The sequence below is a fragment of the Microbacterium aerolatum genome (genome assembly GCF_007988825.1).
GTDB lineage: Bacteria > Actinomycetota > Actinomycetes > Actinomycetales > Microbacteriaceae > Microbacterium > Microbacterium aerolatum.
This window is the reverse complement of record NZ_BJUW01000003.1, coordinates 189472-215942: the sequence shown is the minus strand read 5'-3', so window position 1 is coordinate 215942 and position 26471 is coordinate 189472. Positions and strand designations below refer to the sequence as shown.

General features: G+C 69.3%; 29 protein-coding genes. 17 read left to right on the top strand and 12 right to left on the bottom strand.

Annotation, left to right across the window (positions count from 1 at the left end; translation table 11 throughout):
- The first annotated feature begins 51 nt into the window (after nt 1–51).
- From MAE01_RS04840 to MAE01_RS15895, 4 genes are read left to right on the top strand one after another with little or no spacing between them, the layout of a single operon-like run.
- Entirely contained in the window at nt 52–684 is a 633-nt protein-coding gene (locus MAE01_RS04840) for a metal-dependent transcriptional regulator (RefSeq protein ID WP_147038414.1), read from the top strand.
- Nucleotides 685–725: 41 nt separating this feature from the next.
- Nucleotides 726–1526 carry an HAD-IIA family hydrolase gene (locus tag MAE01_RS04835; RefSeq protein WP_147038413.1) on the top strand — a complete coding sequence of 267 codons (801 nt, stop codon included), beginning with the start codon at nt 726–728 and terminating at the stop codon, nt 1524–1526.
- Between the two features lie 5 nt (nt 1527–1531).
- Entirely contained in the window at nt 1532–2104 is a 573-nt protein-coding gene (locus tag MAE01_RS04830; protein ID WP_147038412.1) for a YdeI/OmpD-associated family protein, read from the top strand.
- Nucleotides 2101–2259 (top strand): hypothetical protein, encoded by a 159-nt coding sequence (locus tag MAE01_RS15895; RefSeq protein WP_186806120.1) that lies wholly within the window; start codon nt 2101–2103, stop codon nt 2257–2259. Before MAE01_RS04830 ends, MAE01_RS15895 begins: the two co-directional genes overlap by 4 nt.
- A gap of 212 nt (nt 2260–2471) precedes the next feature.
- On the opposite strand, the gene MAE01_RS04825 is transcribed toward MAE01_RS15895, so the two are convergent.
- The 3 genes from MAE01_RS04825 to pyrE all read right to left on the bottom strand — a co-directional run bounded on the left by MAE01_RS04825 (nt 2472) and on the right by pyrE (nt 5205).
- Nucleotides 2472–3632 (bottom strand): anhydro-N-acetylmuramic acid kinase, encoded by a 1161-nt coding sequence (locus tag MAE01_RS04825; RefSeq protein ID WP_147038411.1) that lies wholly within the window; start codon nt 3630–3632, stop codon nt 2472–2474.
- A 116-nt stretch (nt 3633–3748) separates the two neighbouring features.
- Entirely contained in the window at nt 3749–4651 is a 903-nt protein-coding gene (locus tag MAE01_RS04820) for an ROK family protein (RefSeq protein WP_147038410.1), read from the bottom strand.
- A complete protein-coding gene (pyrE, locus tag MAE01_RS04815; RefSeq protein WP_147038409.1) occupies nt 4648–5205 on the bottom strand; it encodes an orotate phosphoribosyltransferase in 558 nt (185 codons plus the stop codon). The genes MAE01_RS04820 and pyrE overlap by 4 nt, the downstream gene beginning before the upstream one ends.
- Nucleotides 5206–5288: 83 nt before the next feature.
- Here pyrE and MAE01_RS04810 point away from each other — a divergent pair, with 83 nt between their 5' ends.
- Entirely contained in the window at nt 5289–5825 is a 537-nt protein-coding gene (locus MAE01_RS04810; RefSeq protein WP_147038408.1) for a YbhB/YbcL family Raf kinase inhibitor-like protein, read from the top strand.
- Nucleotides 5826–5828: 3 nt separating this feature from the next.
- On the opposite strand, the gene MAE01_RS04805 is transcribed toward MAE01_RS04810, so the two are convergent.
- Genes MAE01_RS04805 through MAE01_RS04780 form a run of 6 tightly spaced genes read right to left on the bottom strand, consistent with a single transcriptional unit; the run spans nt 5829 to nt 10910 of the window.
- Nucleotides 5829–6689 (bottom strand): MurR/RpiR family transcriptional regulator, encoded by an 861-nt coding sequence (locus MAE01_RS04805; protein WP_147038407.1) that lies wholly within the window; start codon nt 6687–6689, stop codon nt 5829–5831.
- Entirely contained in the window at nt 6670–7542 is an 873-nt protein-coding gene (gene phnE / locus MAE01_RS04800) for a phosphonate ABC transporter, permease protein PhnE (RefSeq protein ID WP_147038406.1), read from the bottom strand. The genes MAE01_RS04805 and phnE (MAE01_RS04800) overlap by 20 nt, the downstream gene beginning before the upstream one ends.
- Nucleotides 7539–8348 carry a phosphonate ABC transporter, permease protein PhnE gene (gene phnE, locus MAE01_RS04795; protein WP_147038405.1) on the bottom strand — a complete coding sequence of 270 codons (810 nt, stop codon included), beginning with the start codon at nt 8346–8348 and terminating at the stop codon, nt 7539–7541. The genes phnE (MAE01_RS04800) and phnE (MAE01_RS04795) overlap by 4 nt, the downstream gene beginning before the upstream one ends.
- Nucleotides 8345–9169: a phosphonate ABC transporter ATP-binding protein gene (phnC, locus tag MAE01_RS04790; RefSeq protein WP_147038404.1), complete on the bottom strand. Its 825-nt coding sequence runs from the start codon at nt 9167–9169 to the stop codon at nt 8345–8347. Before phnC ends, phnE (MAE01_RS04795) begins: the two co-directional genes overlap by 4 nt.
- A 27-nt stretch (nt 9170–9196) precedes the next feature.
- Entirely contained in the window at nt 9197–10207 is a 1011-nt protein-coding gene (gene phnD / locus MAE01_RS04785; RefSeq protein ID WP_147038403.1) for a phosphate/phosphite/phosphonate ABC transporter substrate-binding protein, read from the bottom strand.
- Complete coding sequence (locus MAE01_RS04780) at nt 10200–10910, bottom strand: HAD family hydrolase (RefSeq protein WP_147038402.1); 711 nt, start codon at nt 10908–10910, stop codon at nt 10200–10202. The genes phnD and MAE01_RS04780 overlap by 8 nt, the downstream gene beginning before the upstream one ends.
- Nucleotides 10911–11089: 179 nt before the next feature.
- Here MAE01_RS04780 and MAE01_RS04775 point away from each other — a divergent pair, with 179 nt between their 5' ends.
- On the top strand, nt 11090–11935 hold the full coding sequence (locus MAE01_RS04775) for an exodeoxyribonuclease III (protein WP_147038401.1): 846 nt from the start codon (nt 11090–11092) through the stop codon (nt 11933–11935).
- A 4-nt stretch (nt 11936–11939) separates the two neighbouring features.
- Here MAE01_RS04775 and MAE01_RS04770 read toward each other — a convergent pair whose 3' ends face one another.
- Together MAE01_RS04770 and MAE01_RS04765 are read right to left on the bottom strand one after the other, a co-directional pair.
- Nucleotides 11940–12563, bottom strand: a complete 624-nt coding sequence (locus MAE01_RS04770) for a dihydrofolate reductase family protein (RefSeq protein WP_147038400.1) — start codon at nt 12561–12563, stop codon at nt 11940–11942.
- On the bottom strand, nt 12560–13000 hold the full coding sequence (locus tag MAE01_RS04765; protein WP_147038399.1) for a VOC family protein: 441 nt from the start codon (nt 12998–13000) through the stop codon (nt 12560–12562). Before MAE01_RS04765 ends, MAE01_RS04770 begins: the two co-directional genes overlap by 4 nt.
- A 126-nt stretch (nt 13001–13126) precedes the next feature.
- Here MAE01_RS04765 and MAE01_RS04760 point away from each other — a divergent pair, with 126 nt between their 5' ends.
- Nucleotides 13127–14389, top strand: a complete 1263-nt coding sequence (locus tag MAE01_RS04760) for a sensor histidine kinase (protein WP_147038398.1) — start codon at nt 13127–13129, stop codon at nt 14387–14389.
- Nucleotides 14386–15060, top strand: a complete 675-nt coding sequence (locus MAE01_RS04755) for a response regulator (protein WP_147038397.1) — start codon at nt 14386–14388, stop codon at nt 15058–15060. The genes MAE01_RS04760 and MAE01_RS04755 overlap by 4 nt, the downstream gene beginning before the upstream one ends.
- 66 nt (nt 15061–15126) lie before the next feature.
- On the opposite strand, the gene MAE01_RS04750 is transcribed toward MAE01_RS04755, so the two are convergent.
- The gene (locus MAE01_RS04750; protein WP_147038396.1) at nt 15127–15699 is read right to left on the bottom strand and encodes an NADPH-dependent FMN reductase; all 573 of its coding nucleotides are present in this window, start codon (nt 15697–15699) and stop codon (nt 15127–15129) included.
- A gap of 124 nt (nt 15700–15823) precedes the next feature.
- On the opposite strand from MAE01_RS04750, the gene MAE01_RS04745 reads away from it, so the two are divergent.
- From MAE01_RS04745 to MAE01_RS04705, 9 genes are all read left to right on the top strand, one after another.
- On the top strand, nt 15824–16996 hold the full coding sequence (locus MAE01_RS04745) for a benzoate/H(+) symporter BenE family transporter (RefSeq protein ID WP_147038395.1): 1173 nt from the start codon (nt 15824–15826) through the stop codon (nt 16994–16996).
- A gap of 121 nt (nt 16997–17117) precedes the next feature.
- Complete coding sequence (locus MAE01_RS04740) at nt 17118–18014, top strand: ABC transporter ATP-binding protein (RefSeq protein ID WP_229718099.1); 897 nt, start codon at nt 17118–17120, stop codon at nt 18012–18014.
- Complete coding sequence (locus MAE01_RS04735; RefSeq protein ID WP_147038393.1) at nt 18011–19108, top strand: ABC transporter permease; 1098 nt, start codon at nt 18011–18013, stop codon at nt 19106–19108. Before MAE01_RS04740 ends, MAE01_RS04735 begins: the two co-directional genes overlap by 4 nt.
- A 308-nt stretch (nt 19109–19416) precedes the next feature.
- Nucleotides 19417–20994: a peptide ABC transporter substrate-binding protein gene (locus MAE01_RS04730; RefSeq protein WP_229718100.1), complete on the top strand. Its 1578-nt coding sequence runs from the start codon at nt 19417–19419 to the stop codon at nt 20992–20994.
- A gap of 41 nt (nt 20995–21035) precedes the next feature.
- Nucleotides 21036–22418 (top strand): M14 family zinc carboxypeptidase, encoded by a 1383-nt coding sequence (locus MAE01_RS04725; RefSeq protein WP_186806119.1) that lies wholly within the window; start codon nt 21036–21038, stop codon nt 22416–22418.
- Nucleotides 22418–23350 (top strand): ABC transporter permease, encoded by a 933-nt coding sequence (locus MAE01_RS04720; protein ID WP_147038390.1) that lies wholly within the window; start codon nt 22418–22420, stop codon nt 23348–23350. The genes MAE01_RS04725 and MAE01_RS04720 overlap by 1 nt, the downstream gene beginning before the upstream one ends.
- A complete protein-coding gene (locus MAE01_RS04715) occupies nt 23343–24263 on the top strand; it encodes an ABC transporter permease (RefSeq protein ID WP_222591651.1) in 921 nt (306 codons plus the stop codon). The genes MAE01_RS04720 and MAE01_RS04715 overlap by 8 nt, the downstream gene beginning before the upstream one ends.
- A 7-nt stretch (nt 24264–24270) precedes the next feature.
- Entirely contained in the window at nt 24271–24816 is a 546-nt protein-coding gene (locus MAE01_RS04710) for a GbsR/MarR family transcriptional regulator (protein ID WP_147038389.1), read from the top strand.
- Between the two features lie 2 nt (nt 24817–24818).
- On the top strand, nt 24819–26465 hold the full coding sequence (locus tag MAE01_RS04705) for a dipeptide ABC transporter ATP-binding protein (protein WP_147038388.1): 1647 nt from the start codon (nt 24819–24821) through the stop codon (nt 26463–26465).
- The last annotated feature ends 6 nt before the right edge of the window (nt 26466–26471 follow it).

Here is a 26471-nt window from a genome sequence, read left to right as displayed (position 1 = left end):
GTCAGCGTAGCCGGGCCGGTCGCCGCCGGCCGCCCCGCGTAGTCTGGAGCCGTGGCATCCCCCGCAGCTGACGACTATCTGAAGACGGTGTACGCGCACACCGAGTGGCAGGACGCCCCGATCACCCCGTCGGTTCTCGCCGGCAAGCTCGGCATCGCGCCGTCGAGCGTGACCGAAATGGTCAAGAAGCTCGCTGCCGCCGGCCTCGTCTCGCACGTGCCGTACGGCGCGGTGCGGCTGACGGCCGAGGGTGAGGCGCGGGCGCTCGCGATGGTCCGCCGGCACCGGCTGATCGAGACCTGGCTGGTGCGGGAGTTCGGCTACGCGTGGGACGAGGTGCACGACGAGGCCGAGATCCTCGAGCACACCATCAGTGACCGGCTTCTGGCGGGCATCGACGCCCGCCTCGGCCACCCTCGTTTCGACCCGCATGGCGACGCGATCCCGGATGCCGACGGCGAGGTCGAGCGCGAACCGTTCGTGCTGCTCGCCGCCGCGGCGGCGGGTCATCGGGGTCGCGTGCTGAGGGTGAGCGACGTCGACCCGGAGCTGCTGCGTGCGCTCGACGCGCTCGGTCTGGCGGTCTCATCCGAGGTGCGCGTGACCGCCGACGGCATCGAGCTCGACGGCGCTCCCGTCATCCTCCCGGACGGCGCGTCCGACGTCGTCTGGCTCAGCGCGTAGCATCCGCGGTGGAGGTCGGCGCCGACCAATAGGCTGAGCACATGGCACACCGCGATGACATCGAATGCTGGCTCACCGACATGGACGGCGTGCTGGTCCATGAGAACGACGCCATCCCCGGAGCATCCGAGATGCTCGCCGGGTGGGAGGCGAACGGCATCCCGTATCTCGTGCTGACGAACAACTCGATCTTCACCGCGCGCGACCTTTCCGCGCGTCTCCGCGCGAGCGGGCTGAGCGTGCCCGAGGAGCGCATCTGGACCTCGGCTCTGGCGACGGCGGACTTCCTCAAGCAGCAGGTGCCGGGCGGTTCGGCGTTCGTCATCGGCGAGGCCGGCATCCTCACCGCCCTGCACGACGCAGGTTTTGTGATGACCGAGACGAACCCCGACTTCGTCGTGGTCGGCGAGACGCGCACGTACTCGTTCGAGGCGATCACCAAGGCGATCCGCCTGATCAACAGGGGTGCGCGCTTCATCATCACCAACCCGGATGCCACCGGCCCGAGCGTCGAGGGTCCGCTGCCCGCGACCGGCGCGGTCGCGGCGCTCATCACGAAGGCGACCGGACGCGAGCCGTACGTGGTCGGCAAGCCGAACCCGATGATGTTCCGGTCGGCCCTGAACAAGATCGGCGCGCACTCGAAGAAGACCGGAATGATCGGCGACCGCATGGACACCGACATCGTCGCCGGCATCGAGGCTGGCCTGCACACGGTGCTCGTGCTCACCGGGATCAGCGACCAGCGCGAGATCGCGAAGTACCCGTTCCGGCCGGATGAGATCGTCGACTCCGTCGCCGATCTGCTGCCCACGATCACCGGAACCATCAAGACGGTCTGAAGCTGATGGGCGTTCTCGACGACGGCGAGCGGATCACGCTGGCGGATGCCGCGTCCTGGCGCGCCTGGCTCGAAGCGCATCACGCCACGGCCGCAGGCGTGTGGGTGCTGAACGTGCGCGGCGGCGCGGGAGGCGATTCGTCGCTCGAGTACGAGGATTCCGTTCGGCAGGCGCTGTGCTTCGGATGGATCGACGGGCCGGTGCGCACGTTCCCGGAGGGCCACGGGCAGTGGTTCTCGCCGCGGCGTCCGTCGAGCGGGTGGGCTGCGACAAACAAGGCACGACTGGCTCAGCTCGAGAAGGACGGGATGCTGGCGCCGGCCGGCATCCGCGCGATCGAGGTCGCGAAGGCCAACGGCACCTGGGAGATGCTCGACGGCCCCGAAGCCGGGATCGAGCCTCCCGAGCTCACTGCAGCGCTGGATGCCGCCCCCGCAGCGCGCGCGAACTGGGACGCCTTCCCGAAGTCGGTGAAGAAGTTCGGGTTGACGCACATCGCGACGGCGAAGCGACCGGAGACGAGGGCGGCCCGCATCGCGAAGATCGTCGCGGATGCCGCGGACGGGAAGCGCCCATGAACCAGAGCGACGTGCTGTTCCTCGTGATGATCCTCATCGGACTGTCAACGCTGACGGTCATCGTCTGGCAGCTCGTGCGATCCCGCCGCGGCGGACGCGACGACGGCCACTCGGGCAACTGGTGGGAAGGCCCCTGGGACGACGACAAGCGCTGAGCGGTCGCTGCAACGCTCAGCTGGCCGGCGCGGGAGGTGGCGCTTCCTGCCGCTCGGTGGTGGCTTGAGCGGCACGAAGAACCACCTGCCCGCGTACGGCTGACGCAATCGGCTCGGGAGGTGTCGCTTCGTGCCGCTCGAGCGCACTCCGCGCGACAACTTCGACCACCTGCCGACGGGATGCCTCGGCTGAGCCGACGGGATGCCGCGGCTCAGCGGGCGGTGAGCACGAGGCTGCGGAGCTCGGCGACGGGATCCGGCATCCGCAGCGGGCCGGCGCCGGGCGTGATCGTGCCGAGGATGCGCGGCTCGCGCGCCCCGGTTCCGCCGGGGACGACCGCGGCGACCCCGTGCATCGTGCACCAGCCGATGAGCGCGAACAGGATCGCCTCCTTCGCATCGGCCGACGCGCCGAGCTCATCGGCGAGGACGACCTCGGTGTCCGGAAGTGCGGCGCGGAGTCCGTCCATGATCAGCGGGTTGTGACATCCGCCGCCCGACACCGCGAGGAACCCGACTCCTGCATTCCGCACGTCCTGCGCCACGGTACGGACGGTCAGCTCGGTGAGCGTTCGCACCAGATCGGCGACCGGGATGTCGCGTCCGAGACCGGCCACCTGAGACCGCACGTAGTCGAGGTGGAAGTGCTCCTTGCCCGTGCTCTTCGGCGCGGCGAGGGCGTAGTACGGGTCGGCCAGCAGCGCACGCAGCAGATCGTCGTCTACCGAGCCCGCGCGTGCGATGCGGGCGTCCTCGTCGTAGCCGAGCGGGTTGAGGCCGTACGCCGCGATGATCGCATCGACGAGTGCGTTCGCCGGGCCGATGTCGTAGGCGGAGAGCCCCTCCCCGACGATCGTGATGTTCGCGATGCCCCCGAGGTTCAGCGCCGCCGAGATGCCGGCGCGTCCGCGCAGCAGTAGCTCGTCGAGGAACGACACGAGCGGCGCACCGTGGCCGCCTGCGGTGATGTCGCGGATCCGCACGTCCGAGACGACCGGAGCGCCGACGGCCTCGGCGATCCAGGCCGGCTGACCGATCTGCAGCGTGCCGCGGGCGTGATCGCCCTCGACCCAGTGGAAGACGGTCTGACCGTGCGTGCAGACCGCGTCGACGCCGCCGACGGATGCTGCGGCATCCCGCGCCACGTCCGCAAATGCCTGCCCGATCAAGGTGTCGAGCTCGCACACCTCGGCGAGCGTCGTCGGTGCGGGCGGGAGCGCCGCGACCAGGCGCGCGCGCAGCTCCGGCGCGTACGGGACGCTGTCCGAGTGCAGCACCTCGCCGCGCAGCATCCCGTCGTTCTCCGTGAAGTCGACGACCGTGACGTCGATCCCGTCATGAGAGGTGCCGGAGAGCAGACCGAGTACGCGCATCACTCGAGCCTACGATGTCCGGCGCGACACTCTGGGGGCCGTCAGCACAGATGTCGGACGATCCACCGCAGGTGATCCGACATCCGTCGCCGAGTCCCCCCGAAGTGTCAGCCCGACTACCGCAGCACGAAGGCAGCCGCTCCGATCAGCGGGCCCTCGTCGCCGAGGCCCGAGCGCACCACGCGGGCCGCACGCGAGTAGTCGTGCGCGGCGGATGCCGTCAGCGCCTGCTGCACGAGGTCGATGTAGTCGCCCGCCACCCGGGAGAATCCGCCGCCGATCGCGATGATGTCGAGGTCGACGAGGGTCGCGGCATCCGCCAGGGTCTCCCCCACCGCACGCGCAGAGCGTTCGATCGCGGCGCGCGCGACGGCGTCACCGGCTGCGGCATCCCGCGCCAGGTCCTCGCCGGTCGCTCCCGTCCAGCCCTGCGACTGCGCCCACGAGGCGCTGGCCGGGCCGGATGCGATCTCCTCGAGCGTCAGGCCGCCCTCACGGCGCATCTGGCCGAGGTGCCCGGCATTCCCCGACGCCCCGGGGACGTACTGACCGCCGACGACGAATCCGCCGCCGACGCCGGTGGAGACGACGATCGACAGTGATGCGCGCGCCTCACGCGTCGCGCCAAGCCAGGACTCGGCGAGCGCGAGCGCGCCGCCGTCGTGTCCGAAGACGGTGCGGACGTCGCGGCCGAGAACATCGGATGCCGCGGAGCGGACAGCATCCGCCAGTCCGTACCCGCGGGCGAGAGGCATGTTGACCGGGAGGATCGAGCCGCTGTCACGGTCGACGGGGCCTGCGCTGCCGACCCCGGCACCGGCGAACTCGGCATCGACGGGAAGCGCGGCGAGCGCGTGCTCGACGACAGCGCGGATCGCGGCATCCATCGAGGACGGCGTCGCATCGCGACCGGTGGGCTGCCGGCTGCGAGACCCGTCGACGACGGCCCCGTCGGCGGTGACGAGCGCCGCCTCGAGCTTCGTACCGCCGACGTCGACGGCCAGCGCGTAGCGGGTCACTGCGGGTCGAGTCCGAGGTCGTCGAGGTCGAACGCCGCGAGCCACTGCAGTCCCTCGGCCTCGATCGCGGCCTGGGCGCCGGTCTTGCGATCGACGATCACGGCCACAGCGACGATCTCGGCGCCCTCGCGGCGCAGCGCCTCCACGGCCTTGAGCGCGGATTGCCCGGTGGTGGAGGTGTCCTCCAGCACGACGACGCGCTTGCCCGCGACATCCGCACCCTCGATCTGGCGGCCGCGGCCGTGATCCTTGGGCTCCTTGCGCACCACGAACGCGTCCAGCGGACGGTCAGTGGCGACCGACGCATGCATCACCGAATTGGCGATCGGGTCGGCGCCGAGGGTGAGCCCGCCGACCGCGACGACGTCGAGGTCACCGATCAGGTCGAGCATGATGCGGCCGATCGCGGGGGCGGCACGGTGGTCGAGAGTGAGCTTGCGCATGTCGACGTAGTACGTCGCCTTCTTGCCGCTCGAGAGGGTGAAGTCGCCGTGGAACACCGCCTCGTCCTTGATCAGGGCGAGCAGAGATCGGCGGTCGGCGTCGAGAGTCACGGCATCCAGTGTATGGCGCGGCTTCCACTCGACCGCATAGGAGATTGCCCTAACGTGGCCAGGACACCGACGCAGGGAGGCTCATGTTCTCGTACGACCCCTATGCCGAATTGGCCACGCTCCGCGACTTCGCGCCGCTCGAGCTGACCAGCCCCGACTTCGAACCCGGCGGTCCGCTGCCGCTGTTCGCCTGGGCGACCAAGCGCGGCGGTGAGGATCGGTCGCCAGGTCTGCAGTGGTCGCAGCCGCCGGCGGGAACCAAGAGCATCGCGATCTCGTGCTTCGATCCGGATGCTCCTACCGGATCGGGTTTCTGGCACTGGGCGGCGTACAACCTGCCGGCCGGCACGACGACGCTCGCCAGCGGCATCGGCGACCTCGCCGCGCTCCCGCCCGGTGCCACGGTGCTGCCGAACGAGAATCGCACCGAGCGCTTCATCGGCGCCGCGCCGCCTGAGGGCACCGGAGTGCACCGCTACTTCTTCGTCGTCGACGCGCTCGACGTCGACGCTCTGGAGATCGCGCCAGGCTCCACGCCGGCCGTGCTCGGCTTCAACCGGCATTTCCACTCCATCGCTCGCGGCATCCTGATGGGGACGGCGGACCCGGCCGAGCGCTGAGGGCTATTCCGTCAGTGAGTGGCCGAGTACCGACAGCGTGGCCACCTGCGCCGCCGTCGCGCTCTCCCCGCGCGTGCGCACGAGCAGCCCGACGATGGACTCCGTGACGAGCATCAGCGCCGCCCGCGAGGTGTAGAGCAGCTCGTCGCGGAACGAATCGTTGATCGGAGCCACGACGAGCACGGTGTCGGCGATCTCCGCCACCGGCGACCGCGGGAACGACGTGATCGCCAGAACCCGGGCGCCGCTCGCACGCGCGGCCGTGATGACGTCGATGGATGCGCGGTTCACGCCTGATCCCGAGACGACCAGGCACGCGGATCCCGCCCCGAGCTGCGACGCCGTGATCTGCTGACCGAGCGTGTCGGCCACGTACTCCGCAGGGCGCCCCGCCGAGGTCAGTCGCATCGCGAGGTCCGCGCCGACCGGTGCCGACAGCCCGTTCGCGGCGACGAGGAGCCGCGTCGAGACATCGAGCTCGTTCACGAACGCCGACAGCGTCTCCTCCGTGACCGCCGAGACAGTGTGGGCGAGCCGGGCGGCGAAGCGGTCGACGGCACCGCGCAGCGCTCCGAGCATCGTCGGGTCGGCGGAGTCTTCCTGCACCGGCGCGGCAGTGGCCCGTTCGCGGGCGAGCGCTACCCGCAGCTGCGGGTAGCCGTCGTAGCCGAGCGTCTGCGCGGTGCGGATCACGGTCGCCCGGCCGACACCCACGGTGTCCGCGATCTCCTGCGCCGTCCACTCGATAGCCGCGTCCGCATCGGCGGCGATCGCCTCGGCCACGCGACGCTCGCTGGGCTGCATCGACGGTGCGAGCATCGCGATGCGGGTGGTCGGCGGTGCGTCAACTGACCCTTGCCACATCGGTGTGCTCCTCCCTCGGCGTCGCGGTCGCTCGCACCCGCGGACCGCGCATGATCCTCCGGCGGATGGCGCCCGAGACGGCATCCATGAGCATGGTCGCGAGCACGACCACGATGAGCAGCATCCCGACCGTATCCCACTGACGGAAGTTCGTGTAGTTCGCGAGCATGCTGCCGATCCCGCCGGCGCCAACGAGCCCCAGAACCGCCGAGGTGCGGATGTTTATCTCGAAGCGGTACAGGGCGAACGACAGCAGCGCGGGTGCCGCCGCAGGCCACAGCGCCCAGCGTGTCACCTCGGCCGTGTTGCCGCCGGCCGCCTTGACCGCCTCCGACGCCCCCTCCTGCACAGACTCGATCGTCTCGTACACCCACTTGGCCTGCGTGCCGATGCCGGCGATCGCCAATGCGAGCGCCCCGGTGAACGGCGTCAGGCCGGTGACCGTGAGCAGCAGCAACGCGATGATCACCTCGGGGACGGCGCGGATGATCGCGAACAGGCCGCGCAGCGGCAGTCGGACCCAGATCGGTCCGACGCCCGTCGCCGCCAGCATCCCGAGCGGAATGGACACGATCACGCACCCGATCGCGCCGATCCACGCCATCGAGATCGAGCGCCACGTCTCGAACAGCGCCTGCGGGAGCATCTCCCAGTTCGGGGCCGCGAACATCAGCCCCAGGTAGTGCGCGACCTGGCCGGGCAGCGACCCGAGGTCGTCCCACGGAATCGGGAGCGCGGCGGCGGCTCCGAGGACCACGACGCCGACGATGACGGCGATGACCGTCGGAACGAGGCGGGACGGATGGCGCGGCAGATCCAGTCCGATGGCGCGCGCGGAGGACGGGAGGCTCATACGAGACGCCTCCGCAGGAGGTTGGAGAAGATCTCGATGATCACGACCACGACGAGGATCTCCAGCACGATCACGGCGACGTCGTCGTAGGCGTAGAACGCGCGGCGCTCATCGAGCAGTCGACCGATGCCGCCGGCGCCGACGATGCCGAGGATCGCGGAGATGCGCACGTTGAGCTCGAGTGTGTAGAGCCACTGGTTTGCGAACAGCGGCCAGGTCTGCGGCAGGACCACGCGGCGGTTGATCTGCGTCTGCGTCCCGCCCGCGGCCCGGCCCGCCTCGATGACCGGCAGGTCGGAGGAGTCGATCGCCTCTGAGACGAGTTTGACGATGATGCCGAGGTCGAACAGGAACAGCGTGATGAGCCCGGGAAGGGCGCCCACACCCACCATGGCGACGAGGACGGTCGCATAGACGAGGTCGGGAACGGACCGCACGACGTTGATGATCGTGCGCACGGCGATCCGCGTCGGCGCGTGCGGGTTCGTCGGCGATGCCGCCCACAGCGTCAGTGGAACCGAGATGACCGCTGCCAGCGCAGCGCCGACGACGGCCATCTGCAGCGTCTCCAACATCGGTCCGACCGTGCGAGGCAGGAACGCGAGATCGGGCTGGAGGAACTGCGCCAGCAGCCCGGAGCCGTTGCTCCAGTTCCGGATGAGCGCACCGAAGTCGAGTTCGATGCCGCCGATCGCCGGGATGCAGGTGGCGACGGTGAACGCGGCGAACGCCAGGACGACGAGCGTCGCGCGCACCCGCGAGGTGGGCTTGGCCGGAACGACGAGGGGCCGCGGCTGGCTCGTCATGCGCCCAGCACATCCCTCGGCTGGATCGGTCGGCCGTAGATCTGCTCGAAGTCGTGATCGGTGGCGGCCCCTGCGGGCCCGTCGTAGACGACCTCGCCGGCACGCAGCCCGATCATGCGGGTGGTGTACTGCCGCGCGAGATCCATCAGGTGGATGTTCACGAGCACGGTGAGCTGCTCGTCGCGATTGACCCGTCGGAGGTCGTGCATCACGGCGTGCGCGGTGGGCGGGTCGAGGCTCGCGACCGGCTCGTCGGCGAGCATGACGCTCGGCTGCTGCGTCAGGGCTCTGGCGATCGCGACGCGCTGCTTCTGACCGCCCGAGAGCTGGCCGGCGCGATTCCACACCTTCTCCAGCATCCCGACCGCGTCGAGTGCGCGCAGCGCGAGCCCGCGGTCCTGCGCGCTGGTCACCCCGAGCAGCGTCCGCCACGTGGCCGTGTGCGCGAATCGGCCCACGAGCACGTTGCGGTACACGTTCGCGCGGTCTGCGAGGTTGAACCCCTGGAAGATCATGCCGATGTGACCGCGCAGCTCGCGCAACCGGCGCCCGCGCATGCCGGTCACGGTGTGCGGACCGACGGTGACCGTTCCCGACGTCGCGGGGACGAGCCCGTTGATCGTGCGGATGAGCGTCGACTTGCCCGAACCGGACAGGCCGACGATCGACACCATCTCACCCGCGGCGATGTCGAGCGAGACGCCACTGAGGGCGCGGGTGCCGTTGGGATAGGTGACCGACACGTCGTCGAGACGGATCGACCACGACGCGGAGGCCGGGAGCAGGGTCCCGGCCTCCGCGCGGAGCGAATCAGCGTGCATTCCAGCGGATCTCTCAGGTGGGATGGATCAGTTGGAGAACTCGGCGAGGATCTCGCCATAGCGGGTGATCTCGTCCTCGGCGGTCTCGCTCGTCCAGTCGGACAGGCCCACGAGATCGAACATCACGGATGCCGCCTCCTCGGACGAGTCCGCGTAGTCGTCGAGCAGCTGGGTCAGCTCGGCCACGAGATCGTCGGGCAGCGACGAGGTCACCGCGACGCCGCCGTTGGGGATCATCTCCGTGTAGGCGAACGCGACGACCTTCTCCGCGATGTCGGGCGCCTCCTCGGCGACCGTCGTACGCGCGTCCCAGTAGCCGAAGCTCACCTCGGCGTCGCCGTTGTAGACGGCGAGGACGGCGTTGTTGTTGCCCTCCACCGGCACCTGCGTGATGGCATCCGTGTCGACGCCCTGCTCGCGCATCGCGACGACCGGGTACTGGTAGCCGGCGGGCGAGGTCGCGGCCTGCAGGGCGACCTTGGTGCCGTCGTTGATCTCGCCGAGAGCCTCCACGGCGGCGGGTCCGGATCCGGTCGACTCCGCGCCGGCCTCCTCGATGCCGTTGCACGAGGACAGCTCGATGCCGCTCGCGGCATAGGTCGACATGACCGGCTCGCCCTCGCAGTACTTGTCGGGGTTGTTCGTGTACGCGACGGCGGCGTACGAGGTGGCTCCGAAGCGCACGTCGCGGAGGATCAGCTCGGCGTCGTAGCGCTCGATCGCGTTGTAGAGCGAGCCGGCGTCGGTGATGATGACCTGCGCCTGATCGGTGCCGAGCGCCTCGACGGTGGCCGCGTAGTCGGATGCCACGACGCCTTCCACCTCGATGTCGAGGTTCTCCGACAGGTAGGCGGTGAGCGGATCGAGGGCCTGAGCGAGGTCCTCGCCTTCGACCGACGGGACGAGCGACAGGGTGATGGACGAGGGCCATTCGGTCGCTTCGTCCGCCGTGTCGCCCTCGGACGGGCTGCTGCTGCAGCCGACGAGGGTGAGTACGGCGGTTGCGGCGATGCCCGTGGTGAGCAGGGACTTACCCATGCGGATCGTGCCTTTCGGTGAGGGTGGTGCCGGTGGGGGTACTGGATGCCGCGACCGCGGCCCAGGCTTCGATGTCGCCGTACAGGTCGGCGATGGTGCGGCCGCGCATCGTCACAGCGGCCGGGGATCGTTCTGCGGTGGCGCCGACGAGCGCCGTCGCCGCTCCGAGCTGCGCCGCAGGGGCGAGGTCGAACTCGAAGATGTCGCCGACGGAAAGGACCGGTCCTTCGGCGACGGCGGCGCGAATGATGGGAACCAGCCCGTCCGGCTTGCCGACGGTGAAGTGCATCGCGTCGAACAGGTCGGCGACGTGCCATCCCTCGAGCACCGGGCGGATGCCGGCACCGGGCGCGTTCGTCGCGAGAACGACCCGGGCGTCGGCGCCGATCTTGGTGAGGAAGTCGGCGAGTCCTCGGGGAGGGGCGATCGCCGCGTGCTCGGACCCGAGCAGCGCCCGCGACGACTGATAGGCGGCCTCGAGGGCGTCGGCCGTGACGCCCTGCTGCGCCGCGAGCGTGCTGACGACGTCGTAGCCGTCGCGCGCTTCGCTCTCGCCGCGCTCGAAGGCCGCGACGGCGGCGATGGCGCGGTCCGCGAAGGCGGTGTCGGAGGCGGCGGAGGCGACGGCCCGGGCGAAGGCCTCGAGGGGACCGGCGCCCAGCGCGATGGTTCCGTCGAAGTCGAGGACGATGGTGACGGTCACTGTGCTCCTGCTCTGCGGGTGGCTCTCCGGCGCTCCGGCTGCCCTTCGGACGATGCGTCCATGCTGACATTTGATTGTGGACATTCAGACCATCCCGCGTGAACTTCTCGTTAACGCTGGATCCGCGTGCGGCCTCGGGGCGAGCGCTGACTGTCCGACCGCGCCCGTAGGCTGGATGCATGCGTCTGGCCACCTGGAACATCAACTCGATTCGCACCCGCGTCTCGCGAGCCGTCGACTTCGCGGTCCGCGAGGACATCGACGTGCTCGCACTGCAGGAGATCAAGTGCAAGCCCGAGCAGTTCCCGTACGCACCGTTCGAGGAGGCGGGCTACCACGTCGAGGCGCACGGCCTGAATCAGTGGAACGGCGTCGCGATCGCCAGCCGCCTGCCGATCACCGATGTCGAGACGTCGTTCGCCGGGATGCCGGGCTTCGCGAAGGGTCATGAGGGTCCGGATGCTCCGCTCGAGGCCCGCGCGATCGGAGCGACGATCGACGGCGTCAAGGTGTGGAGCCTGTACGTGCCCAACGGGCGCTCGTTGGATGACCCGCACTACGCCTACAAGCTGCACTGGCTCGACGAGCTGCGCAAGGCGACGGCCGCCGAACTGCAGGCGAAGCCCGACCGGCCCCTCGCGCTGGTCGGCGACTTCAACATCATTCCGCTCCCCGAGGACAACGGTGACCCGGCGATCGTCGAGGGCGTCTCGACGCACGTGTCGCCGCAGGAGCGCGCCGCCTTCTTCGCACTGAAGGATGCCGGTGTGACCGACGTCGTGCGTCCACTCATCCCCGAGGGGTTCACGTACTGGGACTACCAGCGCCTGAAGTTCCCCCGCAACGAGGGGATCCGCATCGACTTCATCCTCGGGTCGCGCGCGCTGGCGGATGCCGTCACCGGAGCATCCATCCACCGCAACGAGCGCAAGGGCGAGCAGCCCAGCGATCACGTCCCGGTGGTCGTCGACCTCGACTTCGGCACCGCCGACGACGATGACGACATGCCGATGATCTTCGCCTGACGCGTCAGGAGCCCATGACTCCGGTGCGCACCGGCCCTGGCAGCGGGGCGTAGCGCACCGCGAGGATGCCGCCATCTCCGGTCTCGGCGCTGAGCAGCGCTAGGTTCGACGGGGCGGCGCCATCGGGGAACACCTTCTTCCCCCGGCCGAGCACGAGCGGATAGACCCACAGCTGCAGCACGTCGAAGAGTTGCTCGGCGAACAGCGTCTGCACCAAGTCGATGCTGCCGATCACGTGGACATCCTCGTGCTGCGAGCGCAGACGTGCGACCTCGGATACCAGGTCCGCGCCGACTCGCGAACTCCCCTGCCACTGCAGCTCGATGTCGGCGTTGCGGGACGCCACGTACTTCGGCACCCGGTCGAAGAGCTGTCCGATCGCCCCCTCGGGGCCGGTCGTGTGCTGCGGCCAGTAACCGGCGAAGATGTCGTAGGTGCGGCGTCCGAGCAGCAGCGCGTCGAGTGTCGACATCCCCTCCATGACGCTGCGACCGACGGCCTCGCTCTCCAGCGGCGCCTGCCAGCCGCCGAACGGGAAGGCCCCCGATTCGTCCTCCTCCGGCCCGCCCGGTGCCTGCGCGACGCCGTCCAGCGTGGTGAACAGATCGATGATGATGCGTCCGGTCACGATTCCTCCCTACCCTCCATGTACGCCTCGGGGCCCTCAGAGGCGGCCTGGGGCTCCATGAACAGGAATCCGAGCGAGTTTCCGTCGGGGTCGTCGAGGTCGCGGGAGTACATGAACCCGTGATCCTGCGCCTCTATGGGTTCTGCGCCACCGGCGGCGAGCCCCTTCGCCATGATCGCGTCGACCTCTTCGCGCGAGCCCATCGCGAACGAGACCGAGGTCTGCAGCTGGGCGTTCGGGTCGACGATCGGCTTGTCGGTGAACGTCGCGAAGAACTCCCGGGTGAGCACCATGAAGAACACGTCCTCGCTCCACACGACGCAGGCGGCGTTCTCATCGGTGAACAGCGGATTGATCTCGCACCCGAGCGCTCGATAGAACTCCTTGCTCCGCTCGAGATCGGTGGTGGGCAGATTGACGAAGATCTGGGTGGACATGCTGACTCCCTTGTCGTGAGACCTTTGGCTCAAGGGTCCTCCCGTCGCGGACGATTGTCGATGGGTCGCGCCCGTGTCCCCCGCAGGGCGGATGCCGCGGCATCCGCGCCCCCGTACCGTTGAGACATGTCCGCTACTTCCCGCACGCTGACGCCGCGTCAGCGTCAGGCCGACGTGCTGCTGGCCGTGGTCGTGTTCCTGACCGGCGTGATCAGCGCCGCGCTCTCTGCGATCTCCGAGATCTACGGCGACGAGCAGGCGCCGCTCTGGCAGGCGCTGGTGTATCTTGCCGTCATCTCAGCACCGCTGGCGTTCCGACGCGCGTGGCCGGCGCCCGTCGCGGTCGTCGTATCGGTCGCCTATTTCGTGTCGGTCACGCTGCATCTGCCGGAGATCTACGCGGGCAACATCGCCGTCTTCATCTCGCTGTACACGATGGGCGCGTGGATGGCGAACCGTCGCGCGGCGATGCTCGTCCGCGTGGCGATCATCGCCGGGATGTTCATCTGGCTGCTCGTGACGATGTACCGCGACGCCATCGACACCGCTCGCGAAGAGGACATCATCGCCGGCGCGATGTCGCCGTACCTTGCCTTCATGCTGCTGAACCTGCTGATCAACGTGCTGTATTTCGCGGGGGCCTACTACTTCGGCGAACACGCCTGGAAGTCGGCCATGCAACGCCAGGCACTGGAGCAGCGCACCGCCGACCTCGAGCGCGAGCGCGAGGTGACCGCGGCCCAGGCCGTCGCCCTCGACCGGGTGCGGATCGCCCGCGAGCTGCACGACGTCGTCGCCCACCACGTCTCGGTGATGGGCGTGCAGGCGGGGGCCGCGCGGATGGTGATCGATCAGGATGCCGCGACGTCGAAGGAGCTGCTCGGCGGCATTGAGACGTCGGCCCGGGAGGCGATCAGCGAGCTGAGACACCTGCTCGAGACGCTGCGATCATCCGGCGCCGAGGGTGAGGAGGCACCGTCGACCGTCGGACTGGACGACATCGCGGCGCTCGTCGACGCGTCGAACGCGGCGGGGCTGCCGACCGAGTTCTCCGTCGTGGGCGATGAACGGCCTGTGCCCTCCGTCGTGCAGGTGAACCTGTACCGGATCGCGCAGGAGTCGCTCACGAACGCCCGGCGACACGCGGGCACCGCCGCCACCGCCGATGTGCGCCTGCGCTACACCGACGACGACGTGGAGCTCGAGGTCGTCAACACCGGCCGCCGCGTGCTCGCGCCCCGTCCCGGCATGGGCCAGCTGGGCATGCGTGAGCGCGTGCTCGCGTCCGGCGGAACGCTCGAGTCCGCACCGCGCGAACAGGGCGGCTGGCGGGTGCGCGCGCAGGTCCCGCTCCGCGAATCGGCGGATCTCGCCGGAGCGATCGCATGACCTCGCCGATCCGCGTCCTCCTCGTCGACGACCACGCCATGCTGCGCGCCGGGTTCCGCACGATTCTCGACAGCCAGCCCGACATCGAGGTGGTCGGAGAAGCATCGACGGGCGCCGAGGCGGTGGCCCAGGCATCCGCACTGAAACCGGATGTGATCAGCATGGACGTGCAGATGCCCGACATGGACGGGATCGAGGCGACCCGCCGGATCGTTGCCGATCCCGACGTGCACGCGGCGATCGCGATCGTGACGACGTTCGATCGAGACGACTACCTGTTCAGCGCCCTGTATGCCGGGGCCGGCGGGTTCCTGCTCAAGAACAGCAGCCCGGAGGATCTCGTCGCAGCCGTCCGGGTGCTCGCCGCGGGCGACGGGATGCTGGCGCCCGAGGTGACCCGGCGGGTCGTGCAACGGTATGCCGCGGGGGCGCCCGGCGCGCAGAGTGCGGCGGCGGCATCCGCACCGCCGGCACTTTCGGATCCGCTGACGGATCGTGAGGCCGAGGTGTTGACGCTCATGGCCGAGGCGATGAGCAACGCGGAGATCGCGACGACGCTGTACATCGGCGAGGCGACCGTGAAGACGCACGTCTCGCGGATTCTGCAGAAGCTCGGCGCGCGCGATCGTGTGCAGGCTGTGGTGCGGGCGCTGCGGGGCGGGCTGGCATAGCAGGGACGGAGACGACGGATGCCCCGCAGCACGCGGCCGCGGGGCATCCGATCGAGCGGGAGCTGCTTACGCGTTCACGAGCTCCGCGGAGTGCTGGACGCGCGAGATGAGGCCGTTGAACGCCTCGAGGTAGCCGGACAGGAAGCCGGCGGTCGAGTCGTCCGTGACCTGGCCGTCCTCGGTGAACAGGCCCGGGCGGTCCTGGATGAAGCCCTCGGGCTGGCCCATGGTGACGGCGCTGAAGTGGCCGAGGATCGCGCGGAGGTGCTGCTGGGCGGCGGCGGTGGCGATGCCCGAGCCCGAGGTGCCGATGACGGCGACCGGCTTGCCGTAGAACGACATCTCGCCGTAGGGACGGGTCGACCAGTCCAGGGCGTTCTTCAGGACGCCGGGGATGGAGCGGCTGTACTCGGGGGTCACGATGATGACGCCGTCGACGTCGGCGATGGCCTTCTTGAAGTCGGTGGCGATCTGCGGGAAGTCCCCGTCGAAGTCGGGCGAGTAGAAGGGCAGGTCCTTGATCTCGATCTCGACGAGCTCGGTGCCCTCGGGAGCGAGGTTCTGCAGCACGCGCGCGAGGCGGCGGTTGATGGAGGTGCTGGAGATGCTGCCGACGATGTATCCGATGGTGCGGGTCACAGGAAGTTCCTTCTGTTCGGGCTCGGGGCGAGCCGGGGATGTTCTGTGGGTGTCAACGACCACCCGACGGATTCTATTCCGATGAATGTAAGAGCGGGCTGAGTCACCCGATAACCTCACCGTTATGACCGACTCGCTCGCACCGTTGTCACGGCCGATCCTGGCCGGCGCCGTGACGGCCCTCGTCGGGTTCACCAGCTCCTTCGCTGTGGTGCTCACGGGACTCGGCGCCGTCGGGGCGACGCCGGCTCAGGCGGCCAGCGGCCTGCTGGCGCTGAGTCTGATGATGGGCATCTCCTGCATCATCCTGGCGTGGCGCTACCGCATGCCCATCACGGTGGCCTGGTCGACGCCGGGCGCGGCGCTGCTGGCCGCCACGGGCGCGGTCGACGGCGGCTGGCCGGCGGCGACAGGAGCCTTCCTCGTGGTGGCCGCCCTCACTCTGCTCGCGGGAGCGTGGCCCGGATTCGGTCTGCTGATCGCGCGGATCCCAGCATCCATCGCGCAGGCGATGCTCGCCGGCATCCTGCTGCCGCTGTGCCTGGCACCGATCACCGGGATCGCGGTGAACCCGTGGGGCGTGCTGCCGGTGCTGCTGACCTGGCTGGTCTTCGTACGGCTGGCGCCGCGATGGGCCGTGCCGCTCGCTTTCGTCGCCGCGGCGATCGTCGTCGGCGTCGAGTGGATACGCAGCGGCTCGACGGTGGAAGCTGCGACGCTCCTTCCCCGGCTCGAATGGACGGCACCGGTCTTCACCGTGGAGGCCCTCGTCGGCATCGCCCTGCCGCTGTTCGTCGTGACGATGGCATCGCAGAACGTGCCGGGCATCGCGATCATGCGCAGCTTCGGCTACGAAGTGCCGTGGCGACCGGCGATGCTGGTCACCGGCATCGGGACGGCGCTGAGTGCTCCCGCCGGAGGACACGGCATCAACCTCGCCGCGATCAGCGCGGCACTGGCCGCCGCACCCGACGCGGATCCCAACCCGAGACGGCGCTGGATCGCCGGGGCCTCGACCGGCGCGTCGTACCTTGTACTCGGCGTCTTCGCGGCGGCCTTGTCCGCGCTGGTCACCCTGGCGCCGGAGGCGGTGATCCCCGCGGTCGCCGGCGTCGCCCTCTTCGCCGCGCTCGGCTCGGCAGTGCATCAGGCCGTCGCGGAGGCCGGTGAGCGACTGCCTGCCGTGGTGACCTTCCTCATCGCGGCATCCGGTCTCTCGTTCGCCGGAATCAGCGCCGCGTTCTGGGCGCTGCTGGCGGGTCTGCTGATGCGCTGGCTGCTCACCGTCCGCCGCTGACGGATCGATCGGGTCCGCCCACGAGAGGATGCACGAGATCCGCCGCACGGGGGATGCCGCGCCCCCTGCCCGCTCCGTAGCGTGGAGTCATGCGATGCACAGAACGAAGGAGACAGTCGACGTGACTTCAGGAACCCTGCAGCTGAACGGCGTCACGAAGAGCTACGGATCCCGGCGCGTGCTCGACGACGTCACCTTCCCGGTACACGCCGGCCGACTCACCGGCTTCGTCGGCGGCAACGGCGCGGGCAAGACGACCACGATGCGGATCGTCCTCGGCCTGCTCGCCTCCGACGGCGGCTCGGTCACGCTCGGCGGCACCGCGCTCACCGGCGACATCCGCCGCCAGTTCGGGTACATGCCCGAGGAGCGTGGCCTGTACCCGAAGATGAAGGTGCTCGAACAGGTCGTGTACTTCGCGCGGCTGCATGGATTCTCCAAGACGGATGCCACCGCCAAGGCCACCGCGCTTCTCACCGAGCTCGGTCTCGAGGAGCGCCTGAACGACAACATCGAGGCGCTGTCGCTCGGCAACCAGCAGCGGGCGCAGATCGCGGCATCCCTCGTGCACGAACCGGAGGTGCTCATCCTCGACGAGCCGTTCTCGGGCCTCGACCCGATCGCCGTCGATACCGTCGCCGGCGTGCTCCAGGAGCGCGCATCACAGGGCGCCTCCGTGCTGTTCTCTTCGCACCAGCTCGACGTCGTCGAGCGCCTGTGCGACGACCTGGTCATCATCGCGGGCGGGACGATCCGCGCCGCAGGACCCCGGGATCAGCTGCGCGAGCAGTACTCGGCCCCGCGCTGGGAGCTCGACGGCTCCGCAGACGTCGGCTGGCTGCGAGACGAAGAGGGCGTCACCGTCGTCGACTTCGAGGGCGGCAGCGCCGTGTTCGACGTCGACGACCCCGCCACGGCGCAGCGCGTGCTCCGGCGCGCCCTGCAGGACGGCGACGTCAGCCGGTTCGGTCCGCAGCATCCCACCCTCGCCCAGATCTTCAAGGAGGTCATCCAGTGAACGCGTCGTCGACCACCGCCGTCTCGACCGGCCAGGGGATCTGGCTCGTCGCGGAGCGCGAGCTGAGCACCAAGCTGCGCAGCAAGGCGTATCTCATCTCCACCGCCATCCTGCTGCTGATCGCTCTCGGCGGCGTCATCTGGGCCGGCGTCTCTTCGGCGAATCCCAGCTCGACGCCGATCGCGGCGACGGGTGCGACAGCATCCGCCCTTTCAGAACTCGACGGCTATGACGTCACCGAGGTCGCCGACCGGGACGAGGCGACCGCTCTCGTCGAATCCGGAGAAGTCGACGCGGCCGTCATCGACGATGCGTCGTCGACTACCGGGCTCGTGATCATCGCCGACGAGGAGGCGCCGCAGAGTCTGCTGATGGCGCTGTCGGTTTCGCCGGAGGTCGAGCTGCTCAGCCCGGATGCCGCGAGCGGACCGCTGCGTTACCTGCTCGGCATCGCGTTCGGACTGGTGTTCATGATGGCCGCGATCACCTTCGGCTCGCCGATCGCCACCAGCGTCGTCGAGGAGAAGCAGACCCGCGTCATCGAGATTCTGCTCTCGACGATCCCGGCACGAGTGCTGCTGGCCGGGAAGGTGATCGGCAACACGATCCTCGCGATCTCGCAGATCCTGCTGCTGGTGGCCGTGGGCACGATCGGTCTGATCGTCACGGGCCAGACGTCCTTCCTCGCGGGAATCGGCGGCCCCGTGCTCTGGTTCGCGGTGTTCTTCCTGTTCGGGTTCATCCTGCTCGCGGCGATGTTCGCGGCCGCGGGATCGATGGTCTCGCGCCAGGAGGATGTCGGCGCGACGCTGACCCCGGTGATGTATCTGACGATGATCCCGTACTTCCTGGTGATCTTCTTCGGCGACAACCCGGTCGTGATGACGGTGCTCTCGTACGTGCCGTTCTCGGCGCCGGTCGGGATGCCGATCCGGCTGTTCTTCAACGAGGCGGAGTGGTGGGAGCCGCTGGCGTCGCTGGCGATCATGCTCGTCGCGTGCGCGCTGGTGATCATGCTCGGCGCGAAGATCTACGAGAACTCGCTGCTGAAGATGGGGGCGCGGGTGAAGTTCCGCGAGGCCCTCCGCGGCTGACCTCCTCCCACTCCCCTCTCCGAGATTGCATTCCGCGGACGAGACGCACCGGATTTCCGGCGATATCGGCCGCGGAATGCAATCTCGCTGTGCGCGGAGGGCGGACTGGGTATTGCGCTCGCGCGTCGCTCGTGTTTCACTCCTATTACAACTTTCAGTAATCACTGAAAGTTCATTGACGATTGAACCGGATCCCCTCTAGCGTGCTGGGAAACGGCTGCGAACCCGAGCAGCCCGTCCCCGCCGCACCGAGACGGATTCCAGATGGTGTGGCTCAAGGAGGAGTTATGCACAGCAAGGCACGACTGGTGGCAGTTGGATCCGCGGTGGCGGCGCTGGCACTCGCAGGATGCTCGGCAGGCCAGGCGAACGACGGCGGTGGCGACTCCGCCGACCCGATCCGGTACGCCGTCGAGCAGCCGGACTCGATGATCCCCGGCAACCAGTTCAGCTCCTACGTGATCCTGGAGACGATCTTCGCTCCGCTCACGCAGGTCGACGAGGACGGCGAGGTCTCCTTCGTCGCAGCAGAGTCGGTCGAGTCGGATGACGCCCAGACCTGGACGATCACCCTCCGCGACGGCTGGACCTTCCACGACGGCGAGCCGGTCACGGCACAGGACTACGTCGACACCTGGAACTACGCCGCATACGGGCCCAACGCCTGGGTGAACGGGCCGCAGCTGGCGAACGTCGCCGGGTACGCCGATCTGAACCCCGCCGAGGGCGAGCCGACCGCGACCGAGCTGGCAGGGCTCTCGGTCGTCGACGACCGCACCTTCACGGTCGAGCTGTCCGCTCCCGACCGCCAGTACCCGCTGCAGCTCGGCATCGGCCAGACCGGCCTGTACCCGCTGCCCTCCGAAGCGCTGGATGACCTGGCGGCCTGGGAAGAGGCGCCCGTCGGCAACGGACCGTTCGAGCTCACCGACGGCTGGAGCGAATCCGACCCGATCGAGGCCGTCGCCTACGACGACTACGCCGGGGACGCGCCCACGCTCGACGCCGTGACGTTCGTGCCGTACCTCGACACCGCCACCGCCTACACCGACGCGCTCGCCGGCGACATCGACATCGCGGCGATCGCGGCCGGCCAGGCCGTACAGGCGCGCAACGACTTCGGCGACAGCGTCTACGAGCTCGACGCCCCCGGCGTCGACTTCCTCGGCTTCACCCTCTCCGACCCGCGCTTCTCGGACGTCCGCGTCCGCCAGGCGATCTCGATGGCCATCGACCGCGAGGCCATCAACGACGCCGTGTTCGGCGGCTCCCAGGTGCCCGCCACATCTCTCACCGCGCCGAGCATGCCCGGCGATCCCGAGGGCGTCTGCGGCGAGTACTGCGAGTTCGACCCGGATGCCGCGAAGGCACTGCTCGAGGAGGCCGGCGGCTTCGACGGCGAGATGAAGGTGCACTTCGTCGCCAACTGGGGCCAGGAGGACTACTTCGAGGCGATCGCGAACCAGCTGCGTCAGAATCTGGGTATCGAGGCCGTCATCGCCAGCCCCTCGGCCGACTTCGCCGCGTTCACCGACGCCGTGCAGAACGGCGAGACCGACGGGCCGTTCCGCGCCCGCTGGGGTGCTCTCTACCCCAGCCAGCAGAACACGCTCACCGCAGTGTTCACGGCCACCGGCGAGGGCAACTTCGGCGCCGGCGGCTACAGCAGCCCCGAGGTCGATGAGCTGCTGCGTCAGGCGAACGCCGCCGACACACTGGAGGACTCCCTGGCCGGATACGTGGCCGCGCAGGAGAGGATCCTGCAGGACTTCCCGACCGTGCCGATGTTCGGCAACCGGTACCTGTACGTGACCTCGGACCGCATCGCCGAACTGCACACCAACGCGGGCGCGATCGACGTGCCCAAGATCGCCGTCGCCGGCTGACGCACCGCGACGCACACCCCTCAGGACGGAGCAGTATCACCGTGCACGACCCCCAGGCTGCGCTCGGCACGGCGGAGGACATCCTCCGCCGTGCCGGTGCGGTGCCGCAGCTGACCAGCATCCCCACCGTCGACGAGCTCAACGCCGGCCTCGAGCGCCTGCGTTCCGAGCACCCGGATCTCATCTCGTCCGAGCGCATCGGCACGAGCCGGCTGGGCGAGCCGATCTGGCTCCACCACGTCGGCACCGGCCGCCGATCGGCGCTCATCGTGGGCGGGGTGCACCCGAACGAGCCGATCGGGTCGCTGACGATCCTGCACCTGGTCGAGCAGCTCGCCTCCGACGAGGCCTTCCGCGCCGGGTGCGACACCGCGTGGCATATCGTCCCGTGCGCGGATCCCGACGGGATGCGCCTGAACGAGGGCTGGTTCGCCGATCCCTCGGACCGGTCGCTGTACACCCGCGAGTTCTTCCGCCCCGCCCCCGACGAGCAGGTGGAGTGGACGTTCCCGTTCGCCTACAAGGACGCCTACTTCGACGCCATGATGCCCGAGACGGTCGCCCTCGCCAGGGCGATCGACCTCACGGCCCCCGACCTGTACGTGCCGCTGCACAACAGCGAGGGCGGTGGGGCCTACTTCTATCTGTCGCATGCCGTGCCGGCTCTCTATCCGCTGCTGCACGAGATCACGACATCCTGCGGCGTCCCACTGCACACCGGCGAGGCGGAGGGCGCGCACTTCACCGTGCTCGCCGACGCGATCTACGAGATGGGCACCCTGCAGGATGCCTACGACTGGAGCGAGGAAGCGGGCCTGGACCCGTACCCGCCCGGGAGCGCCGGCGACGCCTCGACCTCGTACACCCGCCGCTACGGAACCCTGTCGCTGATCGCCGAGCTCCCGCAGTTCGGCGATCCCGCCGCGGATGACGCGTCGCTCACCGAGACCGTCCACCGCGACGCCCTGCGCCGCTGCGGCGAACGCCTCGTCGAGACCGGACGCATTCTCACCGAGTTGATCGCCGCGGTCGACCCGCACGTGCGGATGGACACGCCCCTGCTGCGCGCCGCTCGCGTCTTCTCTCCGATGGCGACGGGAGCCGGCAAGGCCGATCTCCTCCGCGCAGAGAAGGAGGACGGTCGGCTCGCCACCGTGGCCGAGCTCAGCAGCCTCGACGGCGTCGTGAACCTACACCGGCTGCGCTGGGGCGGGATGCTGCGGCGCGCACTGACCGCCGAGGTCGCGGCCGGCGTCGCGGCACCGGAGGTTCGTCGCGCGGCGGCCGAGATCCAGACGATCTTCGACGGCTGGCTCGCCGAGGCCCGCGCAGGCGGAGACACTCCCCCGCTGCCGCTGGCGCAGGTCGTCGGCGTGCAATACGGGGCGATCCTCGCCGCCCACGCCCAGCTGGAACGCCCCTGATGCGGATCGCGCTGGGGGTCCTGCAGCGCCTGGCCGGCTTCGCGCTGGTGTTCATCGGCGTGACCTTCATCATCTACGTGGCCGTCTTCAGCCTGCCCGGTGACCCCATCCGCGCGCTGGCCGGCGACCGCCAGCTTCCGCAGTCGGTGGTGGATGCCATCAACGCGAAGTACCTGCTCGATCAGCCGCTGTGGGTGCAGTACACGAACTACCTCGGCAATCTGCTGCAGGGCGACCTCGGCCTCGATCTCACGGGTCGCGCCGTCGCCGACAAGCTCGCCGCCCGCTGGCCCGTCACCATCACGCTCGCCCTGACCGCCTGGCTGATCCAGGTGGTCCTCGGGCTCGCAGTGGGCATCGTCTCGGCGCTGAAGAACGGCACGGTGATCGACAAGGGACTGCTCGTGATCACGATCGGGCTGAGCTGCATCCCCGTCTTCGTCCTCGGCATCACCGCTCAGATCATCTTCGGGGTGCGGCTGGATTGGCTCCCCGTCGCCGGCATCAGCGACGGATGGCCGCTCTCCTATCTGCTGCCGTCGCTGGTGATCGCGGCGATCGGCCTCGCCTCGGTGTCCAGGCTCGTACGCGGGTCGATGATCGAGAACCTCGAGGCCGACTACGTGCGCACCGCACGAGCCAAGGGCATCGGCGAGGGCCGGGTCGTCGGTCTGCACGTCATGCGCAACTCCCTCATCCCGACGGCGACGTTCCTGGCAACCGACCTCGGGTTCCTGCTCGGCGGAACCGTCGTCATCGAGGGCATCTTCAACCTGCCGGGTGTCGGCAACCTGCTCTTCACCGCGATCCGAGACCATGAGGCGGCGATGGTGGTCGGGATCTCCACCGCGCTGATCGTCATCTTCCTGCTCACCTCGCTGCTCGTGGATGCCATCCACGCGCTGCTCGACCCGAGGATCCGACGTGCCTGAGACGACCCCGCCGACCACCGCGAAGATCCCCGCCCCCAAGACCACCCGGATCGCGGTGCCGCAGAAGCGGCAGAGCCCGTGGCGGATGCTGCTGCGCCGGCCCCTGTTCTGGATGGCGGCCGTCATCCTGCTCGTCATGCTGTCGTTCGCCGTTGCTCCTGCGCCGTTCGCGGGACTCTTCGGCAACGGGGACCCGCGGGCCTGCGATCTCGCGAACAGCAAGGTCGAGTCCGCCCCCGGGCATCCGTTCGGCTTCGATCTGCAGGGCTGCGACATCTGGGCCGGCGCCGTCTACGGAGCGCAGGCGTCGATCTCGGTCGGTCTGCTCGCGACGAGCATCGCGCTGGCGATCGCCCTGATCATGGGACTCATCGCCGGCATGGGCGGACGCGCCGCCGACTGGGTCGTCTCCCGCCTGACCGAGGTGTTCTTGGGATTCCCGTTCCTGCTCGCCGCGATCGTCGTGCTGAACATGCTCGGCACACGCAGCGTCCTGACGGTCGGCGTCGTGCTCGGGGTGTTCGGCTGGCCCATGATGGCGCGGCTCATGCGGGCATCGGTGCGATCCGTGGCGGGAGCCGACCACGTTCTCGCCGCGCGCACCATGGGCCTCGGCACCGGCCGCATCATCGCCCGGTACGTCGTCCCCAATGCCGTTCAGCCTGTCCTCCTGCTCGCCACCCTCACGATCGGCGGAGTGATCGTCGCCGAGAGCACGCTGACCTACCTCGGCATCGGGCTCTCCTCCCCCGCGATCTCGTGGGGACTGCAGATCGCGGCGGGCTCCCGCGTGTTCCAGACCTCTCCGCACGTGCTCGTGCTGCCGAGCGTCATGCTCGCCCTCACCGTGCTCGCCGTCGTCGCGCTGGGCGAAGAGCTGCGCAGCGTCTTCGATCCGCGCGAGCGCCGGTGAGGATGGGATGCTGAGGGTGCAGGAGAAGGGATCCGATATGGCGGATGACACCACCGAAGAGATCGACGAGCGCGAGCAGTACCGGCGCGAGTTCGCCGAGGAGATCAGCCTGATCTGGGAGATGACGGGCACGTCCCGCATGGACGGCAGGGTGCTCGGCTACCTGATGATCATGGACAAGCCCTACATCTCATCGGCCGATCTCGCCGAGGCGCTGAACGCCAGCACGGGTGCGGTTTCGATGGCGACGCGGCGTCTGATCGACACGAACTACATCCGGCGTCACTCCGTGCCCGGCGATCGCAGCCACTACTTCAAGGCCGAGGAGGACCCCTGGGGCGGGTTCCTCGCGAACGAGCGCCGCTACTTCGACCGTCACATCCGGTCGATCGACAGTGCGCTGCGCTGGTTGAACCCGGGCGAGACGGATGCCGAGATCCGGCTGCGCAACGGACGCGACTACCTGGAGTGGATCCAGGAGTACCACCACAAGATGCTCGCCGACTGGCAGGAGCACAAGCGCGCCCGCGATGAGGGCGCAGACAAGGGCTGACGATGAGCGCACCGACCGACGACTCCGTGCTCGGCATCCGCGATCTGCGGGTGCGATTCGGCAGGCGCGATCCGATCGAGGTCGTCCACGGCCTGGATCTCGACATCGCACAGGGCGAGGTCCTCGCGGTTGTCGGCGAGTCCGGATCGGGCAAGTCGGTGACGGCGCTGTCGGTGATCGGGCTGCTGCCCGAGAATGCCCGCGCCACGGGGTCGATCACTCTGCAGGGCCGCGAGCTCCTGGGTCTGGGGGCGAGCGAGATGCGACGCCTGCGCGGTGCCGAGATCGCCATGATCTCGCAGGATCCGGTGGCGTCGCTCAATCCGGTCTTCACCATCGGCTTCCAGGTGATCGAGGCCGTGCGCGCACATGACCGCACGCTGAGCACCCGCGCCGCGCGGCGGCGGGCGATCGAGCTGCTCGAGCTCGTCGACCTGCCCGAGCCCGCCCGGCGTATGAAGCAGTACCCGCATGAGCTCTCCGGCGGGCAGTGCCAGCGCATCGGCATCGCGATGGCGCTGGCGTCGGACCCGCGACTTCTGATCGCCGATGAGCCGACCACCGCACTCGACGTCACGGTGCAGGCCGAGGTTCTCGACGTGCTCGCCCGCATCGGGCGCAGCGAGGGGCGCGCCGTGCTGCTCATCACGCACGACATGGGTGTCGTCGCCGAGCTCGCCGACCGTGTGGTGGTCATGCGCGATGGGGAGCTCGTCGAACAGGGCTCCGTGCGCGGGGTATTGCTGAAGCCGACTGCGCCGTACACGAAGCAGCTGCTCAGTGCCGTGCCGCGGATCGGCTCGCGGGTCGCTTCTGCGGTGGGTGGCGGCGCCGATGCGCCGCTCGTGCTCGACGTCGCAGATCTCGAGGTCACCTACGGCGGCCGCATCCGCGGGCTCTACCGTGCCGTCGAAGGCGTGAGCCTCCAGGTGCGCCGGGGTGAGATCCTGGGGCTGGTCGGCGAATCCGGCAGCGGCAAATCGACGATCGGGCGTGCGATCATCGGCGCCGCGCCGGTCACCGGTGGCTCGATCCGGGTGGACGGCATCGACATGCTCTCCGCCTCCCGGGCGGTCCGTCGCGAGACCCGGCGGAGGATCGGCGTCGTGTTCCAGAATCCCGCACTGTCGTTGAACCCGCGATACACCGTGCGGCAGAGCGTGACGGAGCCGCTCCACGCCATCCGCGGGCTGCGGGGCAGCGAACTCCGCGACCGCGTTGACGCGCTGCTGGACTCTGTCGGGCTGCTCGATCGTGCCGGGCGCTACCCGCATGAACTCTCCGGCGGCCAGAAGCAACGGGTCGCGATCGCACGCGGTGTGGCGCTCGATCCTGCTCTGCTGATCGCCGACGAGCCGACCAGCGCTCTGGATGTCTCTGTGCAGGCGCAGGTCCTGGATGTCTTCCGCGAACTGCAGGAGCGGCTGAAGTTCGCGTGCGTGTTCGTCAGCCACGACCTCGCGGTCGTTGACGAGCTGTGCGACAGCGTGACCGTGCTGCGCCGCGGGTGCGTGGTCGAGTCGGGGCCGCGCGAGCGGGTGCTGCAGCATCCGTCCGACGAGTACACCAGGCGACTGCTCGCGGCGGCGCCGGTGCCGGACCCCGACCTGCAGAAGGAGCGCCGCGCCGCGCGTCTCGCGATGGCCTGATTACGC

Bases quoted from the DNA above. Each gene is read 5' to 3' on its own strand.
- MAE01_RS04705 (WP_147038388.1), top strand. From the start codon at position 24,819: ATGAGCGCACCGACCGACGACTCCGTGCTCGGCATCCGCGATCTGCGG.
- MAE01_RS04765 (WP_147038399.1), bottom strand. From the start codon at position 13,000: ATGTCCACCCAGATCTTCGTCAATCTGCCCACCACCGATCTCGAGCGG.
- MAE01_RS04830 (WP_147038412.1), top strand. From the start codon at position 1,532: ATGGGCGTTCTCGACGACGGCGAGCGGATCACGCTGGCGGATGCCGCG.
- MAE01_RS04805 (WP_147038407.1), bottom strand. From the start codon at position 6,689: ATGTGGCAAGGGTCAGTTGACGCACCGCCGACCACCCGCATCGCGATG.
- MAE01_RS04710 (WP_147038389.1), top strand. From the start codon at position 24,271: ATGCTGAGGGTGCAGGAGAAGGGATCCGATATGGCGGATGACACCACC.
- MAE01_RS04760 (WP_147038398.1), top strand. From the start codon at position 13,127: ATGTCCGCTACTTCCCGCACGCTGACGCCGCGTCAGCGTCAGGCCGAC.
- MAE01_RS04835 (WP_147038413.1), top strand. From the start codon at position 726: ATGGCACACCGCGATGACATCGAATGCTGGCTCACCGACATGGACGGC.
- MAE01_RS04775 (WP_147038401.1), top strand. From the start codon at position 11,090: ATGCGTCTGGCCACCTGGAACATCAACTCGATTCGCACCCGCGTCTCG.
- MAE01_RS15895 (WP_186806120.1), top strand. From the start codon at position 2,101: ATGAACCAGAGCGACGTGCTGTTCCTCGTGATGATCCTCATCGGACTG.
- phnC (WP_147038404.1), bottom strand. From the start codon at position 9,169: ATGCACGCTGATTCGCTCCGCGCGGAGGCCGGGACCCTGCTCCCGGCC.
- MAE01_RS04745 (WP_147038395.1), top strand. From the start codon at position 15,824: ATGACCGACTCGCTCGCACCGTTGTCACGGCCGATCCTGGCCGGCGCC.
- MAE01_RS04755 (WP_147038397.1), top strand. From the start codon at position 14,386: ATGACCTCGCCGATCCGCGTCCTCCTCGTCGACGACCACGCCATGCTG.
- MAE01_RS04720 (WP_147038390.1), top strand. From the start codon at position 22,418: ATGCGGATCGCGCTGGGGGTCCTGCAGCGCCTGGCCGGCTTCGCGCTG.
- MAE01_RS04810 (WP_147038408.1), top strand. From the start codon at position 5,289: ATGTTCTCGTACGACCCCTATGCCGAATTGGCCACGCTCCGCGACTTC.
- phnE (WP_147038406.1), bottom strand. From the start codon at position 7,542: ATGAGCCTCCCGTCCTCCGCGCGCGCCATCGGACTGGATCTGCCGCGC.
- MAE01_RS04825 (WP_147038411.1), bottom strand. From the start codon at position 3,632: ATGCGCGTACTCGGTCTGCTCTCCGGCACCTCTCATGACGGGATCGAC.
- phnE (WP_147038405.1), bottom strand. From the start codon at position 8,348: ATGACGAGCCAGCCGCGGCCCCTCGTCGTTCCGGCCAAGCCCACCTCG.
- phnD (WP_147038403.1), bottom strand. From the start codon at position 10,207: ATGGGTAAGTCCCTGCTCACCACGGGCATCGCCGCAACCGCCGTACTC.